Annotated in this window: 13 protein-coding genes and 2 pseudogenes; 5 read left to right on the top strand and 10 right to left on the bottom strand. The window is 75.3% G+C overall.

Translation table 11 applies throughout. The annotated features are described in order from the left end of the window. Positions 1-93: 93 nt before the first annotated feature. The 4 genes from AC4OXY_RS18750 to AC4OXY_RS18735 are packed head-to-tail and all read right to left on the bottom strand — an operon-like array spanning position 94 to position 6,803. Complete coding sequence (locus tag AC4OXY_RS18750) at positions 94-3,489, bottom strand: SAV_2336 N-terminal domain-related protein (RefSeq protein ID WP_491994248.1); 3,396 nt, start codon at positions 3,487-3,489, stop codon at positions 94-96. Beyond that, positions 3,479-4,552 (bottom strand): AAA family ATPase, encoded by a 1,074-nt coding sequence (locus AC4OXY_RS18745; protein WP_491994247.1) that lies wholly within the window; start codon positions 4,550-4,552, stop codon positions 3,479-3,481. The genes AC4OXY_RS18750 and AC4OXY_RS18745 overlap by 11 nt, the downstream gene beginning before the upstream one ends. 44 nt (positions 4,553-4,596) lie before the next feature. Then, positions 4,597-6,351 carry a VMAP-C domain-containing protein gene (locus tag AC4OXY_RS18740; RefSeq protein ID WP_402063044.1) on the bottom strand — a complete coding sequence of 585 codons (1,755 nt, stop codon included), beginning with the start codon at positions 6,349-6,351 and terminating at the stop codon, positions 4,597-4,599. Then, a complete protein-coding gene (locus tag AC4OXY_RS18735; protein WP_402063043.1) occupies positions 6,348-6,803 on the bottom strand; it encodes a CU044_2847 family protein in 456 nt (151 codons plus the stop codon). The genes AC4OXY_RS18740 and AC4OXY_RS18735 overlap by 4 nt, the downstream gene beginning before the upstream one ends. A 250-nt stretch (positions 6,804-7,053) precedes the next feature. Here AC4OXY_RS18735 and AC4OXY_RS18730 point away from each other — a divergent pair. Next, positions 7,054-7,689 (top strand): annotated as a pseudogene (locus AC4OXY_RS18730) (S8 family serine peptidase); the annotation flags it as partial. A gap of 164 nt (positions 7,690-7,853) precedes the next feature. On the opposite strand, the gene AC4OXY_RS18725 reads toward AC4OXY_RS18730, so the two are convergent. Both AC4OXY_RS18725 and AC4OXY_RS18720 read right to left on the bottom strand, forming a co-directional pair. Beyond that, complete coding sequence (locus AC4OXY_RS18725) at positions 7,854-9,215, bottom strand: carboxyl transferase domain-containing protein (RefSeq protein WP_376285250.1); 1,362 nt, start codon at positions 9,213-9,215, stop codon at positions 7,854-7,856. Further along, positions 9,208-10,659, bottom strand: coding sequence for an acyl-CoA synthetase (locus AC4OXY_RS18720; protein ID WP_376285248.1), 1,452 nt, complete (start codon positions 10,657-10,659; stop codon positions 9,208-9,210). The genes AC4OXY_RS18725 and AC4OXY_RS18720 overlap by 8 nt, the downstream gene beginning before the upstream one ends. A gap of 130 nt (positions 10,660-10,789) precedes the next feature. Between AC4OXY_RS18720 and AC4OXY_RS18715 the strand changes: the two genes are divergently transcribed. Then, positions 10,790-11,659 carry an ATP-grasp domain-containing protein gene (locus tag AC4OXY_RS18715; protein WP_356031358.1) on the top strand — a complete coding sequence of 290 codons (870 nt, stop codon included), beginning with the start codon at positions 10,790-10,792 and terminating at the stop codon, positions 11,657-11,659. Positions 11,660-11,668: 9 nt separating this feature from the next. Here the strand turns inward: AC4OXY_RS18715 and AC4OXY_RS18710 are convergent, their stop codons facing one another. Next, complete coding sequence (locus AC4OXY_RS18710) at positions 11,669-12,571, bottom strand: LysR family transcriptional regulator (RefSeq protein ID WP_356031355.1); 903 nt, start codon at positions 12,569-12,571, stop codon at positions 11,669-11,671. A 100-nt stretch (positions 12,572-12,671) separates the two neighbouring features. Between AC4OXY_RS18710 and AC4OXY_RS18705 the strand changes: the two genes are divergently transcribed. After that, positions 12,672-13,502, top strand: a complete 831-nt coding sequence (locus tag AC4OXY_RS18705; protein ID WP_376285244.1) for an oxidoreductase — start codon at positions 12,672-12,674, stop codon at positions 13,500-13,502. Here the strand turns inward: AC4OXY_RS18705 and AC4OXY_RS18700 are convergent. Next, entirely contained in the window at positions 13,456-14,094 is a 639-nt protein-coding gene (locus AC4OXY_RS18700; protein WP_376285242.1) for a hypothetical protein, read from the bottom strand. The genes AC4OXY_RS18705 and AC4OXY_RS18700 overlap by 47 nt on opposite strands. A 114-nt stretch (positions 14,095-14,208) precedes the next feature. Here AC4OXY_RS18700 and AC4OXY_RS18695 point away from each other — a divergent pair, with 114 nt between their 5' ends. After that, the gene (locus AC4OXY_RS18695; RefSeq protein ID WP_356031347.1) at positions 14,209-14,982 is read left to right on the top strand and encodes an IclR family transcriptional regulator; all 774 of its coding nucleotides are present in this window, start codon (positions 14,209-14,211) and stop codon (positions 14,980-14,982) included. Then, positions 14,979-15,830, top strand: coding sequence for an SMP-30/gluconolactonase/LRE family protein (locus AC4OXY_RS18690; RefSeq protein WP_356031345.1), 852 nt, complete (start codon positions 14,979-14,981; stop codon positions 15,828-15,830). Before AC4OXY_RS18695 ends, AC4OXY_RS18690 begins: the two co-directional genes overlap by 4 nt. On the opposite strand, the gene AC4OXY_RS18685 is transcribed toward AC4OXY_RS18690, so the two are convergent. Continuing rightward, the gene (locus AC4OXY_RS18685) at positions 15,822-17,039 is read right to left on the bottom strand and encodes an MAB_1171c family putative transporter (RefSeq protein ID WP_491994246.1); all 1,218 of its coding nucleotides are present in this window, start codon (positions 17,037-17,039) and stop codon (positions 15,822-15,824) included. The genes AC4OXY_RS18690 and AC4OXY_RS18685 overlap by 9 nt on opposite strands. A 146-nt stretch (positions 17,040-17,185) precedes the next feature. After that, a pseudogene (locus tag AC4OXY_RS18680) lies at positions 17,186-17,797 on the bottom strand (toxin-antitoxin system, toxin component family protein); the annotation flags it as partial. Positions 17,798-18,069: the final 272 nt, after the last annotated feature.

The following is an 18,069-nucleotide window of genomic DNA, read 5'->3' as shown; positions in this document are numbered from 1 at the left end:
GCCTGCTGGGGGCGGCCGGGCGGGGTGCCGCTGAACGGGGGTATTTCCCGGCCGCTCCGGCGTGTCTGCCGGAAATCCGGGGTGGCGGCCGGATCACAGGGCGCGGGCGGCCTCCAGCAGGGGTTCCAGGGACGAGAGGGTGATCTCGCTGCCTCCCTCGCGCAGGTGCCGCCGCCCGGTGGCGGTGGGGGCGTACCCGACGAAGGGGAGGCCGAGCTGCTGGGCGGCGGTGAGTTCGGCGACCGACGAGCCGATCAGGACGCCGGTACGGGCCGACGCGCCGGGGGCGCTCAGGGCGCGCAGCAGGCAGTCGGGGTCGGGCATCAGCAGGCCGAGGTCGTCGCGGCGGCCGTGGACGCCCGCGAGGGGCAGGCGGGCGGGCGTCAGACAGCGGTGGACGGCCTGCGTGCCCACGTCCGTCACCACGCTGACCCGGCGTCCGGACCCGTGCAGGGCGCGGACGAGCGCGCGGGACCGGTGAGTCGCGGGCGCGTCGGGAACGGCCCGCAGTTCGAGGGCGTCGAGGCGCGCCCGCAGCTCGGGGCCGAGCCGGTCGTGGGCGAAGGCACGCAGCAGATCCAGCGGATGCACGAACGCCTCCCGGCCGGTCTCGCCCGCGGCGGCCGGCGCCCGGCCCGCCAGTGCGTCCCGCGGGTCACGGTGCTCGGCCACCACGGACAGCAGGTCGAGCACGGCCTCACGTGCCGTCCGCGCGGAGAACAGCCGGGCGAGGGGGCCGTCGAAGCCGATCAGCACGTTCTCGGCGCGGGCGAGGAGGGCCGCCAGCCGGCCCCGCGCCGGAACCGACGGTTCCGCCACCGGCGCGGGTGCGCCCTCCGGGACCAGGCGCACGGTGTACGACACCGCCAGCCCCGCCACCGGCCAGCCGCCCACCTGGGCGTTCACCTCCCGCTGGGCCGCGTTCGCACGACGCAGTGGATGCCGCCCGGTGATGCGCGCCGCCGCGCCGCGCAGATGGTCCAGCAGCGGCCGGCGGACGCGCAGGGTCTCGCCGCGGACGAAGGCGACCGGATCGTCGACGCGCCAGGACAGCTCCACCGTGGCGGTGAAGGTGCCCTTGCCGGAGCTGGGCAGGGACATGGTGTCCCGCGCATGGTGCGGGGTGAGGTCGACCGAGTAGTACGTCTGCGGACGCGGTGGACGCGTGCCGCGCGGCTCGATCGGGTCGAGCACCCGGAGCGGGCCGTCGGACCGGGTGTGGACGATCGCCGTGCGGCCGGGGGCGGGAATGCCCAGCTCGCGCAGGTCACGGGTGATGAAGGGGCCCTGCACGAGGTCGCGTTCGTCGGACGCGGGCGGCCCGCTCGACGGTCCGAGGGCGCAGTACCAGGCGACCGAGGAGGCGTCCGGGGCGTCGTCGGCGTAGAGCGGCAGGAAACGCAGGGTGCCGCGGGCGGCGGAGCTGCCGGTGAAGTCGTCGTACAGCGCGGGAGGTACGACGACCATGGCGTACGCGGGCACCTCCGGCGGCCGGACGGGCGGCTCGCCGAACGTCACCCACAGGCGGGGCGGATCCGTCAGCCGCCGCTGGGCGTGCGGCAGTTCACGCAGCACGGCGACCAGGACGGGCAGGAGGAAGGCACCGGGCTCGACGCGCACGAGGTAGCCGTCCGGGCGGACCCGCACCTCGTACTGGCGCGGGGTGAGCGAGCCGCGCGCGAGGATGTCGTGCACCGTGGCTTCGAGGGTGATGCGCGCTTCGGGGCGGCCGGCGAGGGCGTCGGCGACGAAGAGGATCCCGGGGCGGTCGACGCCGGGTCCGGCCTCGGCGGGGACAGCCGGTCCGGCCTCGGTGGGGACGGGGGATGCGGCGTCGGCGGGGAGCGGGGGTTCGGCTTCGGCCGGGACACCCCGCGCGGCGCGGTCCGTGCCGAGCCGTCGCACGCTGTCCTCGCTGACCGTGGCGAACGGATCCCCCTCCACGGCCGTCCCCGCCCCGCGCGCGGACGGGACCGACGCCGGGAACTCGCCCGGTGCCCGGCCCGCCCGGCGGTCGATGAACTCGCCGATCCGACCGAGGAGTTCGACGGTCTGCTTGCGGGCGGTGCGCGGCAGGCCGAGCAGGAGCAGCTCGCGCACCCCCTCCCGGAAGGCGTAGCTGCCGGGCGCGCCGCCCGGCACCGTGGTGAGCATGCCGCTGAGGACGACCTCCGCCAGGTGCCGGGGCCGCGGATCCGGTTCGACGGCGGCCTGCACCAGCCGCATGACCGGCAGATCGGGGCGCCCCACCGCGAGATGGCCGGCCAGCCGGAACGCCTCGGGGGAGGCCGTCGCGCGAAACCGCAGGACCAGCTCCTCGGCGGACAGCAGGCCGACGTCGGTCCGCTCCTCGGCGTCCGCCGCCAGCGGACGGCCCAACTCCGCGACCGCGGCGGGGAATTCCACCCCGCCCGGCGCCGTGAGCAGCCCCGCCCAGTGCCCCAGCCACCGCGGCTCCGGCTCCAGCACGGGCAGCGGCACGGCCCGGTCGGTCCCGGCGGACCCCTCGAACCCCTCGGCCCCGGCGGACTCCGGCCGCTCGTACGAGGTGAACGTCAGCGTCGCCGTGGGTGCCGCCGGGTACGGGGCCGACAGACGGCCGGGCGTGGTGGGCAGGGCCGTGTCCCGCCACAGGTGTTCCGGGAGCGGCTGTACGACGGCCAGGGGCGTCCGGCGCGCCCACCGGTGCAGCGTGGCGTACCAGAGGGTGCCGGCGGGCCCCTCCCGCCACTGCGGGCCCATGCAGTCGCTGATCAGGAGGGTGACGCTGCGGCCGTCGGCGGGGGCGTGCGGGCCTGAGCCGCGTACGGTGCCGTCGGCGGCGGCGCGGTACAGGGCGACCGTGCGGAAGAGGCCCGACTGGGCGAGGACCGTGTGCAGTTCGTGGATCAGGGGGCGCCAGACCGGCATGGTGGGACCGGCGTCGTACACCAGGTTCAGCCGCAGCCAGCGCTCCCGCGCGGGGCGCAGCACCGGCAGCCACCACTCGGGGTCGGCGCCCAGTCGGGCGATGCGGTCGGCGGTCGCCCGCTCCGCCAGCTCGTGGCCCACGGGCGCGTCGACGCGGCGGCCCAGCGGGCGCAGCGCGCGTTGCAGCGCGAGCGGGTGGCGCAGCATCGGGGGTGCCGGGGCCAGGAGCGTGGTGTGCCGCCGGTCCGCCGCCGTGGCGGCGTGCGGGGAGGGCAGGTGCAGGGGGACGCGGGCGGGCGGCGGCTGGGCCGCGGGTCGGGCCGGGGGCGGTGCCTGCCGCTCCGGGGGCGCGGGCGGGGCGGCTTCGCGGCCGGTGACCTCGGATTCGGATTCGGGTTCGGTGGCGGTGGCGGGGCCGGGCTCGCGGTCGGTCGCGGGGGCGTCGGGCCGCATGTGCCGGGCCAGCCACAGCAGTTCGGCCAGTTCGAGCGCCGTCGGACGGACCCCGTGGGCCGTCCCGGCGAGGACGTCGGCGAGGCGGGCCAGGGGATCCGGGGAGCCGGGGTGCTCAGAAGACATCGGGCCGCGCGCTCTGCCCGAGGTACGGCATCAGCTGTTCGGCCAGCTGCTCCAGCGACCCGGCGTCCAGGTCGGCGGAGCGGGCCAGGTAGATCGCGTTGAGCAGCTGGTCGGTGGCCAGGTCGCCGGCGCACGCCCGGGACAGGAAGCGGTCGATCAGGCCCTGCGCGTACGCGTCGGGCTCGCCCAGGTGGGCCCGGACGATCTCGGCGAGGTGCCGGTCGTCCGGCTGCCGCAGATGCAGCGTGACACAGCGGCGCAGGAAGGCGGGCGGGAACTCGCGCTCGCCGTTGCTGGTGAGGACGACGAAGGGGAACGCCCGGCAGCGGACCCGGCCGCGCGCCACCGGGACCCGCTCGTCGGTGCCGTCGGCCATCACCTCGGCGGTGCCGCCCGGGGCGAGCCGGGCGGCGCGCACCAGCTCGGGGATCTCGTACTGGCCCTCCTCCAGCACGTTCAGCAGGTCGTTGGGCAGGTCGAGGTCGCTCTTGTCGATCTCGTCGATGAGCAGGGCGCGGGGGCGGGCGTACGGCAGCAGGGCGGTGCCCAGCGGGCCGAGGCGCAGATGGTGCTCGATGCCCGACCCGTCGTCCGTGCCGTCCGTGCCGTCGGCCGGGCCTGCCGCCCGGTGCGCCCGGTCCGCCTCGTCCGGCCGGGCGGCCGCCTGCCGGGCCGCGTACAGCCGGGAGAGCGGGTCGTACTGGTAGAGGCCGTCGTGCAGCGTGCTGCGGCTCGTGATGTTCCAGCGCAGCACCGGGCCGAGCCGCAGCTCGCGGGCGACTGCGTACACGAGCGAGGACTTGCCGGTGCCCGGCGGGCCGGTGACCAGCAGCGGACGGCGCAGGTACAGGGCCGCGTTGACCAACTGGACCGTCTGCTCCGTGGCCTGGTAGGTCTCGGCGCGGTGCATGCGGTCCGGGGAGACGGCCGAGGCGTCGGCGGCCGTGTCCGGGGCGTCGAGCACCGGCCGGCCGTCGAAGGCCCGCCAGGGCGGCGGCGGGGGCAGCTTCGTGATGCCGTCGTGCGGCTCGTTCGTACCGGTGTAGACGGGCCACAGGGGCATGGGCTCTTCTTCTCCGTGGGGGGCGGGGGCGTACGGGCGGTCGGTCAGCCGACGGGGGAGTGCAGGCTCGCGGTGGCCTCGGGGAAGCAGCGCGGATCGTCCCAGAGCAGCTGGAGGTCTCTCGCCCAGTGCCGGTCCGGGTCGTCGTCGGCGTCCGCGGTCAGCCGCAACGACAGGATGTGGCGCGGGAGTTCGGCGGGCGGGACCTCGGCGAGCGAGGCGGAGAGCCGGTCGAGGAATTCGCTGCCCGGGCAGGCGTGCGCGTCGTGCGCACCGCCGGGGCAGGCCGGATCCCCTTGCGCACCACCGGCGCAGGCCGGACCCCCCTGCGCGCCGCCGGGGCAGCCGGTTCGGGGCCACAGGAGGACCGGGACGGGGACCGTGAGACCGACCTCGAAGTGCTGGCGCGCCTCCGTGGGCGAGGTGGCGAAGGCCGCCAGTCCGGCGTCGCCGTCCCACAGCCGCTTGCGCAGGCTCGGCGGCCGCTCCCGGGTGCCGCACTCGACCCGGTGCACCTCGGATCCGTGCCCCGCGTCCAGCTTCTGCCACTTCTTGCGCAGCTGGTGGCGCAGCCTGCCACTGTGGTGACGGGCGCGGTCGGTCACCACGAGGGGATAGGCGCAGCCGAGCGGCGTGCTGTCCTCGGCGCTGCACTCCCAGTGCGCCACCGCCTCGTTGAGCCACTCGCGCGACAGGACGAACGTCACCAGTTCGTCGGCGTCCGGGGCGAGGTGCGCGACAGCCTCGTCGATACGGCTCTGCACATAGGCCCGTACGGCGGTCCGCGGCAGCCGGCCCGCACCCACCGGCCGGCGCCGTCCGTCGCGGTACGCGGACACCTCGACGGTCACCTGGTCGGGACCGGCGCCGCTGTGATCGATCTCGACGACGACCGGCGACCAGGGGGAAGGGGCGGAGGAGGGGCGTGGGGGAGCGGGCTCCGGGGGCCGTGCCACGCCGCCGCCCAGCAGTTCCTGGAGCCGGTCGGCGAGGCGGCTCACCGCCTGCGGGTCCGGTACCTCCCACTGCACATACGCGGCGGCCGCCCCCAGGGAGGCGAAACCGCCCGTCGGCAGGGGCGGTCCGAAGGCGCCCACCGCGTCCACGTACAGCCGGTTCGGATCGCACACCGGGTCGCCCGCCGCCCGCCGCAGCAGGGCGTACAGCCGCCGGCGGGCCTCGTCCGCGTGGCCGGGGGTGGGCACCAGCTCGCCCAGTTCGGGCCAGTACCGGGCCATGACGTCCAGCGGCAGCATGCGGCCCTTGCGCACCTCGGCCGTGCCCGAGGCGGCGGAGACCATGCCGACCACCCTGCCGTCCGGCAGCGTCGCCGCGGACCCGCTGAATCCGGCCACGAGCGGCTGCCCGTGCCCGCTCCACGCGACCAGTTCCAGCCACTCGTCGGCGATCAACTGGCCCGAGACGGCCTGGTATTCGGCGAGCGTTCCCTCGTCGTAGCCCTCGGGGAAGCCGTAGGCGATCAGCTTGGGGTACGGCTCGGTGTACGCGGCGTCGGGCGGGGCGAAGCCGGCCGGGGCGAGCGGTATGTCACGGTCCAGTTCGAGTACGGCGACGTCGCCGGGGTCGGTGACCTCACCGGCCCAGCCGCCGTGGGCGACGACCGACGCGGACACCTCGCCCAGCTCCCGGGCGTGCGGGAAGGACACGGACACCGACGCCCGCCCGCTCCGCCTGACGACGTGGGCACAGGTCAGCACCCGGCGGCCGGTGACCAGGAAGCCGGCCCCCACCTCGTCGCCGCAGCGGATCCGGGCATGCCAGGCGGCACTGCTTCTCACCGGTCGGCGGACTCCGGCCCCGCGGCGTCCTGCCCCGCCCGGCCCTGCCCCGGCACGGTCTGCCCCGGCAGGGTCTGTCCGGGCACGGTCTGCCCCGGTGCGCCGTGTCCCGGGCCGGCCGGCTGCACGGCGCCCTGCTCCGGCACACCCGGGCCCGCCGACCAGCTGAGCTTGACGACCAGGTGACCCTCCGTCGAGCCCTTCGCGATGACCGCGCCGGCCTCCGCGGACAGCTTCACGCCGAACTCGATCTCCACCTCGTCGGGGCGCAGGCTGCCGTCCCGGAAGACCCGCAGCGCGGACGCGGCCGCCGCCCGGACCCCCTCCAGCGCGCCCTCGAACGTGCGCGCCGCCTGCGCCGGGCCGTCGCCGCGCGAGACGAGGCGGGCGCCCGACCGGGTGCTGACGTCCTCCGCCAGCACGAGCGCGCCGTCCTCGGTCCTGAACTCCATCAACCCGTCCATGGCGACGCTCGCTCCCCGTTCGTACTCGTTGGTGACGCTGACCAACTCCTATGTTACGGACGGTGCTTCACAAGTCCCGTTTTCCCAGGCGAGCGGCGGGGCGTCGGCCGAGGTTGGCGGGAACCCGCTGTGCCAACCCGCCACCTCCGCCCGGCACCGCGGTCGCACGACCCGCCGGACACTCTTTCGCAGTACTCGACGCACCCGACGCACTCGACCCATACGAGAAGAGGCGTGGATGACCGGAGGACCAGTCAGACGCGGGGCGGCACTGCTGGCGGCGGGGCTGGTGAGCGCCCTGATTCCGGTCGGCCCGGCGGCCGCGGCGGCGCACCCCGCCCCGCGCCCACCGGGCAGTGGCAGCCCCACCGCGGCGACCACCGTCACCCTCGTCACCGGCGACAAGGTGACCGTCACCGATCTCGGGCACGGCAGGAGGACGGTCACCGTGCGGCGGCCCGAGGGCGCCACCGGGGCCGTGCGGACACAGGAGAGCGGCGGTGCGATCAGCGTCGTACCGGACGAGGCGCTGCCGTATCTGCGGGCCGGGACGCTGGACCGGCGGCTGTTCGACGTGAGCGGGCTGATCCGGCAGGGACTGACCGACGCCGGGTCCGGCGCGACTCCGCTGATCGTGACCTACGGCCGGGGCGCGCGGGCCGCGACCCCGGCGGGTGCCGTGACCGAGCGCGCCCTGCCCAGTCTCGGCGGGGCCGCGGTCGAGGCGGCCGAGGGGCGCACCCTCTGACGGTCGTCCACCCGCGGCGACGGCGTCGCCAAGGTCTGGCTCGACGGGCGGGTCGAGGCCGACATGGCCGAGAGCAACGCCCGGATCGGCACAGGGGCGGCCTGGGACGCGGGCCTCACCGCCCAGGCCGCCCAGGACGGCACGACGTGGCACACCGTGTCGCTGACCGGCAAGGACGCCGCCTGGCGCGGCACGCCGGCCGTGCCGCGCTCGGCGACGTCGGTCTCGCTGCGGGCGTCCGCCAAGGACGACCGGGCGGGTCGGTCATGCGGGAGATCATCCGGGCGGTGCTACGGCCGGCGGCGGGTCACGATCCCCCGGATCACCCCCAGCTCCACCAGGTCCTGCGGCCGGATGCGCAGGTGTCCGGCGGTCGCCTCGGTCTCGTCCGCGGGGCGTTTGAGGATTGCGGCCGCGAGTTCCGGGGCGATCACCGAGAAGTAGCTGTCCGGGGTGGCCCAGGTGTTGCCGGGGGCGGCCAGGGCGAGGGCGCCGCCGGAGCCGCCCTCGCCGATCACCAGGGTGGTGACGGGGACGCGGGCGGCCGCCACCGCGGCGAACACCTCGGCGATGGCCGGGCCGGCCCCCTGCCGTTCGGCCTCCGCGTCGTTCGCGGCGCCCGGGGTGTCCACCAGGGTCAGCACGGGGATCCCCAGCCGGTCCGCGAGCCGGATCAGCCGGGCGGCGGTGCGGTACCCGGCGGGCCGGGTCGCCGTCCCGGTCTGTGCCGCGTAGGCCACGGTGCGGCCGTCCCGCTCGCCGAACCCGCACAGCATGCCCTCGGGGTCCGTGCCGCCGCACCGGTCCCCGCTGATGCCGAGCCGGTGGGTGAAGCAGGCGTCCAAGTAGGCCTGGGCGCGCGGGCGTTCGGGGGAGCGGGCGCGTCGGACCGCGTCCCAGCCGGTGCGGGGGAGGTCCGTCCGTCCCAGGGCCGGGGGCAGGGGCGCCTCGGCGACGGGGGCCGGAGCCGGGGCCGTGGGGGAGAGCAGGCGCAGCCACAGCCCCAGCGTCTCCTTCAGCTCCCGCGCCGGTACGACCGCGTCCACCGCGCCCGTCGCCAGCTGCGACTCCGCCGTGTAGGCGGCCGGGTCGGCGTCCGCCGGCCGGACGCGTGAGCCGGCGAAGCCCACCTGTACGGCGGGCAGGGCCAGGGTGACGTCGGCGCCCGCGCCGAGGGTGGCCCAGCCGCCGCCGGTCGTGGGGTCCCGCAACACCGCGATCTGCGGCAGGCCCGCCGCACGGGTGAGGGCCGACTGCCGGGCCACGCGCTGGAGTTGGGTGAGAGCGAGCATGCCCTCCTGCATCCGGCTGCCCCCGGTCGCGACCAGCGGCACGACCGGCAGCCGGTGGGCACGGGCGTGGTTGTAGGCCGCCTCCAGCCGGTCCCCGGTGCGTTCGCCGAGCGAGCCGCCGAGGAAGCCGAACTCGAAGGCGATCAGCACGGCCGGGGTGCCGTCGACGCGGGCGGTGCCGCAGACGACGGACTCCTCCTCGCCGGTGCGGCCGGTGGCGCGGGCGCGCGAGGCGTCGTAGCCCTGCCAGCGCAGCGGCCCGTCGGGCTGCGACTCCCGTTGCGGGGCGGGGAGTTCACCGAAGCTGCCGGGGTCCGTGACCAGGGCCAGGAACTCCCGCGCCGAGCGCCGCTCAGGCATCGGCCACCAGCGCACGCTTCATGATCTTGCCCATGTCGTTGCGGGGCAGGGCGGCGAGGTGGTGGACGACGCGGGGGCGCTTGTGGGGGGCCAGACGGCGGGCCACATGGTCCGCCAACTCCTCGGCGGTGGGCGGCGACTGCGGGTCCGCCGGGACGACCCAGGCCACGATCCGCTCGCCCAGGTCCGCGTCCGGCTCGCCGGTGACGGCGGCCTCGCGCACCCCGGGGTGCTCCAGCAGCGCGTTCTCGATCTCGCCCGCCCCGATCTTGTAGCCGCCGCTCTTGATCAGGTCGGTGGCCTTGCGCCCGACGATGCGGACGTACCCGTCGTGCTCGCGCACGGCCATGTCGCCGGTGCGGAACCAGCCGTCGGCGGTGAAGGCGGCGGCCGTGGCGTCGGGACGGTTCAGGTACTCGGTGAACAGGTTCGCCCCGCGCACCTGGATCTCGCCGACGCTCTCCCCGTCGTACCCGGCGATCTCCGTGCCGTCCTCCTCCACCAGCCGCAGCTCCACGCCCGGCAGCGGCACGCCGACGGTCCCGGGCCGGGCCTCGCCGTCGGCGCGGACGCTGGTGTTCATGAGGGTCTCGGTCATGCCGTAGCGCTCGACGACCCGGCGCCCGGTCGCCGCCGCGATCCGCTCGTGGTCGTGCACCGGCAGCGCGGCCGAGCCGGACACCAGCAGCCGGGCCCGGCCGAGGGCCTTGGCCAGCTCCGGGTCGTCCGGCAGGGCCTCGGCGATGCGGTGGTACATCGTCGGCACGCCGAACAGCATGGTCGCGCCGCAGGTCAGCTCGCGCGCGACGCCCTCGGTGCTGAACCGGCCCAGGTGCCGGACGCTGCCGCCGCGCCGCAGCGGGCCCAGGATGCCGAGCACGAGCCCGTGCACATGGAAGAGGGGCAGCCCGTGCACGAGCACGTCGTCGGCCGTCCACTGCCAGGCGTCGGCGAGGGCGTCGAGGGTCGTGGCGAGGGCCCGGCGGGGCAGGACGGCGCCCTTGGGCGGGCCGGTGGTGCCGGAGGTGTAGACGATCAGTGCCGGGTCCGTGTCGGAGACCTCGGCGGCGGGGGCGGCGGGCCCGGTGGCGGACGCGTCCACGTCCAGTCGTGCCAAGTCGCCCAGCACGGCGGGCAGTTGGGCGCCGGGTGCGGTGAGGACGAGCGTGGGCGCACTGTCGGAGACGATGTGCCCGAGCTCCTTCTCGCCCGACTTCGGGTTCAGCGGTACGGCGGCCGCCCCGGCCAGCAGCACCCCCGTCACGGCGACGGCGGTCTCCAGCTCCGGGGTGGCCCACACGGCGACCCGGCGGGCCCCGCGCAGCCGCCCGGCGAGCGCGCCCGCGGCCGCCGCCAGCTCGCCGTACGTCAGGGACCGCTCACCGAACCGCAGGGCGACCCGGTCACGCGGACCGTCCGCCAGAGCGGGAAAGAGGGAGGACACGCGGCGCACTCCTTACTGTCGGCACTGTCGACCGCCGGAACTGTCTCGGCACTGTCGTAGACCGTAACGGTCGGCACGCGGGTTGTTAGCCTCACCCTTGTCGAACCGTCGTACGACAAGGAGTCCCGCCGTGCCCCGCATCGCCCTCGCCACCTACGACCCCGGCGCCCTGGCGCACCGGGACGCCGATCTGCCGGTGCTGGTGCGGGCGCTCCAGGACGGCGGGGCCGAGGCCGAGGCGCGGTACTGGGACGACGAGAAGGCCGACTGGGGCGGGTACGACCTCGTCGTCATCCGGTCCACCTGGGACTACAGCTGGCGGGCCGCCGAGTTCGAGGAGTGGGTGGAGCGGGTCGCGGCGCGCACGAGGCTCGCCAATCCGGCGTCCGTGGTGCGGTGGAGCATGGACAAGCGGTATCTGGGGGCGCTGGCGGCGGCCGGGGTGCCGACCGTGCCCACCTCCTACATCGCGCCGGGCGAGGCGGCTCCGCTGCCCACCGGGCACGAGTACGTGATCAAGCCCACGTCCGGCGCGGGGGCGCGGTTCGCCGCCCGGTACGCGCCCGCCGAGCACGACGCGGCCCGGCGCCAGCTCGCCCGGATGCACGCCGAGGGGTTCACGGCGATGGTGCAGCCGTACGTGCGCGGCATCGACGTCAGCGGCGAGCGCGCGCTCCAGTTCTTCGGCGGCCGGCTGCTGCACGCCAGCCGCAAGGGGGCCGTCCTCGCGCCGGGCACGCCGTACGACGCCGCCAAGGTGGCCCACCCGGACCTGGAGCGCTGGCAGCCGACCGAGGCCGAAGTCGCCGTCGCCGAGCGGGCGTTGGCGGCCGTGCCCGGCGGGCCCGAGCTGCTGTACGCCCGCGTGGACCTCGTGGACGGGGAGGACGGCGCGCCCCGGCTGATGGAGCTGGAGCTGGTGGAGCCGAATCTGTTCCTGTGGCTGCACCCCGGGTCCCTGGAGCGGGTGACGCAGTCGATCCTGGCCGCGGCGGGCTGACCGGACCGCTCACCGCTCGACCGCGCCGCGGCACGCCCGTGCGTACGCTGCGACCAGCGGGCGGTGTGCGTCCTCGCGGCGCCAGGCCAGCACGTAGCGGCTGGGGCCGATGCCCCGGACCGGGCGGGTGGTGACGCCGCCCAGGCTGATCAGGGGCGCGTTGCCCGCGGCCACCAGACAGACGCCGAGGCCCGCGACGAGCGCCTCGTACGTCTCCTCCGCCCCGGAGACCTCCGCGCCGATCCGGGGCGGCCGGCCGGCGCGGGCGTCCAGGGCGAGCCAGTGGTCGCGCAGCGGGCCCGCGCTCTCGGGCAGGGCGAGGAACGGCTCGTCCAGGAGGTCCGCGAAGTCCAGTTCGGCGCGCGCGGCCAGCGGGTGGCTCTCCGGCAGGGCCAGCAGGCGCGGTTCCTCGGCGACCAGCGTCCAGTCGTAGCGCTCCTGGTCCGGCAGCGGCAGCCACACGAAGGCGACGTCCGTCCCGCCGTCGGCCAGGCCGGCCGTCGGATCGTCCCAGGTCAGCTGGCGCAGCCGGAGCGTGACCTCGGGGTGTTCGGCGGTGAACCGGGAGCGCACGGCCGGCAGCAGCCCGCCCCGGCCCGGACTGGTGCTCATGCCCACCACGAGCGTGCTGCGCCGGCTCGCCTCGGTCGCCTCGACGGCCGCCGCGCCCGCCTCCCAGGCGGACAGCACGTTCCGTGCGTGGGGCAGCAGCGCCGCGCCCGCCGCCGTCAGCGCCACCCCGTGCCGGTCGCGCCGCAGCAGCTGTGCCCCCAACTGCCGCTCCAGCGCCCGGATCTGCTTGCTCAGCGCGGGCTGCGAGACGTAGAGACTCTCGGCGGCGCGCGTGAAGTGCAGTTCCTCGGCGACCGCGACGAAGTAGCGCAGATCGCGGACGTGGACGTCGATCGTCATAGCCGTTGGTTATCACCACGGGTCTTGGACGGGCAACGGTATCCGGCGGCAGTGTGGTCCGTGTCGGAGTCGAACACGGCACGTGCGATCGGGAGTTGTGATGAACAAGGTGTGGCTGGTGACCGGGGCGAGCAGCGGGTTCGGGCGGGCGATCACCGAGGCCGCCGTCGCCGCCGGTGATGTGGTGGTCGGCGCCGCCCGGCGCCCCGAGGCCCTGGACGACCTGGTGGCCGCCCATCCCGACCAGGTGGAGGCCCTCCGGCTGGACGTGACCGACACCGCCGCGATCGAGGCGGCGGTCGGGGATGTCGTGGCCCGGCACGGGCGGATCGACGTGCTGGTCAACAACGCGGGCCGCACCCACGTCGGCGCCGTCGAGGAGACCACCGAGCAGGAGCTGCGGGACCTGTTCGACCTGCATGTCTTCGGGCCGACGGTGCTCGTGCGGGCGGTGCTGCCGCACATGCGGGAGCGGCGCTCGGGGGCGATCGTGCAGATGAGCAGCATGGGCGGGCAGATGTCCTTCGCGGGCTTCGGCGCGTACAGCGGGACGAAGTTCGCGCTGGAGGGCATCTCGGAGGCGCTCGCGGACGAGGTCGCCGAGTTCGGGATCAAGGTGCTGATCGTGGAGCCGGGCGGGTTCCGGACCTCGCTGATGGAGCCTGCGCGGGCCGGGACCAGCGCGGACAGCGGGGTGTACGCGAAGGTCGCCGAGACACGCGGCATGGTGTCCGGTGGCGACGGCACCCAGCCCGGCGACCCCGCCAAGGCGGCGGCCCTCATCCGCGCCGCGCTGGAGGCGGAGCACACCCCGCTGCGGCTGCCGCTCGGCGACGACGGGGTGAGCGCGGTCCTCGCCCACCTCGACCGGGTACGGGACGACGTCACGGCCTGGGAGAAGCGGACCCGGGCGACGGGCTTCGAGGACTGAGTCGGTCCTGTACGGCCGTCCGCTGCAGCAGCCCCCAGGTGAACTCGGCGACCACCTCGTGCCGTACGCCCGCCCGGTCCGGCGCGGTGAAGGCGAGGCCCCAGCGCGTCGGTGCCGTGCCCTCCAGCGGGCGGGCCGGGGCGAAGGCGCGGGCGGCCTCGTCCACCGTGCAGGACCAGGGGGTCAGGTCCTCCAGGGTCCGCAGCACCGGCGGCGGCGCTTCGGGCGCGCGCACCAGCCACTCGTTCCACACCGCCCCGTCCGGCCCGACCAGTGCCTCGAAGCGCAGGTCGGGCCAGAGGGGCAGGGGCCAGCGCCGGGCCTCGCAGTCGGCGTCGCCGAGGCGGCGGGGGACCACCGACTCCGGCTCGCCGAGGACGGAGCGGTACCGGGCGGCCGCACCGCGCGACCTGGGCGAGCGGACCATGGCCTGCCACCGCTTGTTGGCCTCCCGCATGTCCGCGAGCGACGCCCCGAGCCGTCGCCGGGCGTCCTCGACCAGAGCGGGATTGTGGTCGGCCATGCGGCGCAGCAGCACCAGCTGGAAGTCGACGTACATGCCCTTCATGGTGCCCGGCGTGCTCCCGCCCATTGCCCGTACACCTCCCCGTGACTAGCCTGTGTTCGTCATGCCGATCGCCTGTTGATATCTCGAACATATGCGGGACGTCGACCGGGCGCTTAGACCCAAGGGAGGGGGCCGGACGTGGGACGCCTCGTGCCTGCCGTGACCCGGGCTCTCGACATTCTTGAGCTGTTCCTCGACGGAGACGGGACGCTCTCCGCCCCCGACATCGTGCGCAAGCTGCAACTGCCGCGCACCACCGTGCACGAGCTGGTCACCACGCTCTCCGCCCGGTCGTACATCGTGCCCGTTCCGGGACAGCCCGGACGTTACCGGCTCGGCGTGCGCCCGTACCAGCTCGGCAGCCGATACGCCGAACAGCTCGACCTCGCCGCCGAGGGCCAGCAGGTGGCCCGCACGGTCGCCGAGACCTGCGACGAGACGGTGCACGTGGCGATCCTGGAGGGCACCGACGTCATCTACATCGCGAAGGTCGACTCCACGCACGCGGTGCGCATGGTCTCGGCGGCGGGGCGCCGGCTCCCGGCCCACTGCACCTCCGTCGGCAAGATGCTGCTCGCCTCGCTGCCGCAGCAGGAGCTGACGGCGCGCATCCCGGACGACGCCGAGCTGAGCGCGATGACGCCGAACAGCATCACCGATCCCGGGGCGCTGCGCGAGGCGCTGGCGCAGATCCGCCAGCGCGGGATCGCGGTAGAGAGCCGCGAGTCCAACCCGGACGTGAGCTGTGTGGCGGCGCCGGTGCGCGACCGCACGGGCCAGGTGGTCGCCGCCCTGTCCATCTCGGTGCCGATGATCCGCTGGAGCGAGGAGCGCCGGACCGAGCTGGAGCAGCTGGCCGTGAAGGGCGCGGCGGACCTGTCCGAGCGGCTCGGGCACCGGAGCGCCGAGTGAGCGGGGGCGGACACGAGGTCGCGGTCCGGGCGGAGGCGACCCTCGGCGAGGGCCCGACCTGGGACCCGGCGACCGGGCGGCTGCTCTGGCTGGACATCCTGGGCATGCGCCTGCACACGTACGACCCGGCGACCGGGCGGCGTACGGTGCGCACGACGGAGCAGCACGTCGGCGCCGCCAAGCCGCGGGCGGGCGGGGGCCTGGTGCTCAACCTGCGGGACGGCGTGGGCCTGTTGGACCCCGACGACAGCTTCCGCTGGCTGCACCACGAGCCGGTGCCGGGGCGCCGTGCGAACGACGCCGCGGTGGCGCCGGACGGCTCGCTGTGGGCGGGCACGATGCGCTACGACGAGGCGGCGGGAGGCGGCACGCTGAGCCGGCTGACGGGCGACGGCAGGGTCGAGACGGTCCTGCCCGACGTCACGGTCAGCAACGGCACGGGCTGGAGCCCGGACGGCCGCCTGATGTACTACGCCGACACCCCGACGCGCCGCGTCGACGTCTTCGACCACGACGGCGGGCGCGTGGCGAACCGCCGCCCGCTGGTGGAGATCGAGGCCGGCGCGGGCTTCCCGGACGGCCTGACGGTCGACGCGGAGGGCTGTGTGTGGGTGGCCCTGTGGGACGGCGGGGCGGTCCGCCGCTACACGCCGGCCGGCGCGCTGGACCGGGTGATCACCCTGCCGACCCCGCGCACGACGGCCTGCGCGTTCGGCGGCGCCGCTCTGACCGACCTGTACGTCACGACGGCCCGGGTCGGGCTGGAGCCGCCGGACCCGCTGGCGGGGTCGCTGCTGGTCGTCCCGGGAGCGGGGCAGGGAGTCGCGCAACCGGCCTTCTCAGGCTGACGGCACCCTCTCCCGCACCCGCGCCCGCACCGCCTCGATCTCCTCGGGGCGGCGCAGGGCGCGGGAGACCGGGGCGATGTCGCCGAGCAGGTTCGCCGGGTCGGGGCCGGTCAACGGCTCGGGCGGCTCCGGCGTACGGCGCTTGTGCTCGATCGCGTCCAGGACGGCGGCCGCCGCCGCCAGCGCGCGGGCGTACTCGGCGGAGTGACCGAGGGCGCGCGCCGCGTCGTACAGGCGGGTTGCCAGGTTGCTGTCGAGGTAGCGGGTCAGCGGGAGCAGGACGTCACGGACGAAGGTCTCGCGACGCGTCAGGCGCAGTTCCGGGGCGGCACGGAGCACGAAGGGCACGGAGTCGCCGCTGACCGTGCGCATCAGCCGGTACAGCGGGCGCAGTTCGCGGTGGGCCCGGCGCACCCGCCAGCGGTCGTACAGGTACTGGCCCGCGTGCGGGAGGATGAAGCCCGCCGCGACCAGGATCGCGGAGAGCGACGCGACCGGCGGGGCGAGGTCCGTGCTGAGCCAGTCCAGGTCGTGCCCGGACCACCGCGCGCCGACGGCGGTCAGCTTGGCCCCGTCGAAGACGATGTTGAGCGCGTATCCGGCGCCCAGCAGCTTCAGGCCCCGGCGCAGGAAGCCGTCCAGCCCCCCGGCGTGCGCCCAGTTCCAGATGAGCCGCGAGGCGACCAGGCAGGCCGCGGTGTGCGCGCAGAGGTACAGCAGGATCTCCTCGCGCATGAACGGCGTGCCCGCGTAGTAGGTGTCGAGGTCCCGTATCCGCTCCACGGGCGCGTCCGCCGACAGGAACAGCGCCCACAGCGCGACGATCACCGCGGAGTACCCCGAGACCACCCGGCGCACCGCCCGCCGCGTCGCCGCCGAGCGGTCGGACAGGCCGTTGCGCCACGTCACGATCAGCAGCAGGCCGGACGCGGACATCGCCGTGATGAGCGAATAGCACCAGGGCGCCGCGATGTTGGGCACCCCGGTCAGCCGGTTGACGCGGTGGATCGTGGACGGCGTGCAGAAGACGAACACCGCGCAGGCGAGCAGCAGCAGCCCGCCGACCGCGCGCAGCAGCGGGTCCCGCCACAGCCGGATGATCGTGGGCAGCTTGAGCACCAGCGCGGCGGTCAGCACGGCCGTGGGGATCCAGAAGGAGATGTAGAACGCGCTGAGGAACTGTGCGGGATCCAGCGCCAGTTCTCTCACCGCGCGGTTCCCCCTTCTTCGGACGCTCGGTTCACCTCCGGGGCGCTGGATGCCGGTGTCGAGAGACCGATCGTGCTCGGCGCTTCGCGCCTCCGCGCGTTCGCCCTCTCGACACCGGCGCGCCCCTTCGGCTCACTCGCTTGCTCGCGTCCGCGGTAGCCGAGGGCCCGTTGGATCGGGTCCGGCGGGACGGGGCGGGTGACGGAGAGCCGGTCGCCGCTGAGGCGGCCGCGGAACAGGGTGGCCAGCCGGTGCCCGAAGTCGTCCGCCTCGGCCTCGTCGGCCGCCCGGGAGCCGTTGCGCGCGGCCACCGTGAGCGCGTCCGCCAGCCGGCCCGGCGCCTCGGCGAAGGCCCGGGCCGCCGCGTCGCCCGCCAGGCGGTGATGCCGGTGCCCGGCGTGCAGATGCCACAACTCATGGCCCAGGATCACCAGTTGCTGCACCGGCGCGGCCCGCTCCTCCACGATCACCAGGTCGAAGTCCGCGAACTCCACACACAGACCGGTGACTTCGAGCTCGTCCGGGAAGCGTTCGAAGCGCAGCTCCACCGGCCGTCCGCCGCGCCGCGCGCTCATCTCCTCGCACAGCGCCCGGCACAACCCCCGTACGTCGTCCGGAACGTCGGGCCGTGAGCGGACGGCGTCGGCGAGTTCGCGGGCCAGCACGCGCAGCGCCGAGCCCCGCCGCGAGACATGTCCGGAGGGTCGCAGTCGTGCGGCCAGCCGTGCCGACAGCTCGCGCGCGCCCGCGATGCCCATCGAACCCCCTTCTGCCGGTCCGAGCGTACGCGTCCGGGCGTGTCCCCGTCACGGGATCCCGGCGACCCTCGTCGAAGGAGAAACCACCGACGGGCTGGTGTCCGACCCATTGACGCGGAAGCACTTCGAATCTACGGTCCGGTTCGAAGCTACGAGCATCATTCGATATGTCGCACGTCTTGAATATCTTGATCATGTGGGGACGGTGGGGGCAAGGCGTTCCGCACCCACGGCAAGACCAGGCCGGCCTGTTGTGAAGTGACCCGAAAGGA

The organism is Streptomyces sp. HUAS MG56, assembly GCF_058673395.1.
The sequence above is the reverse complement of the archived record's forward strand: the minus strand, read 5'-3'. Positions and strand labels throughout refer to the sequence as shown.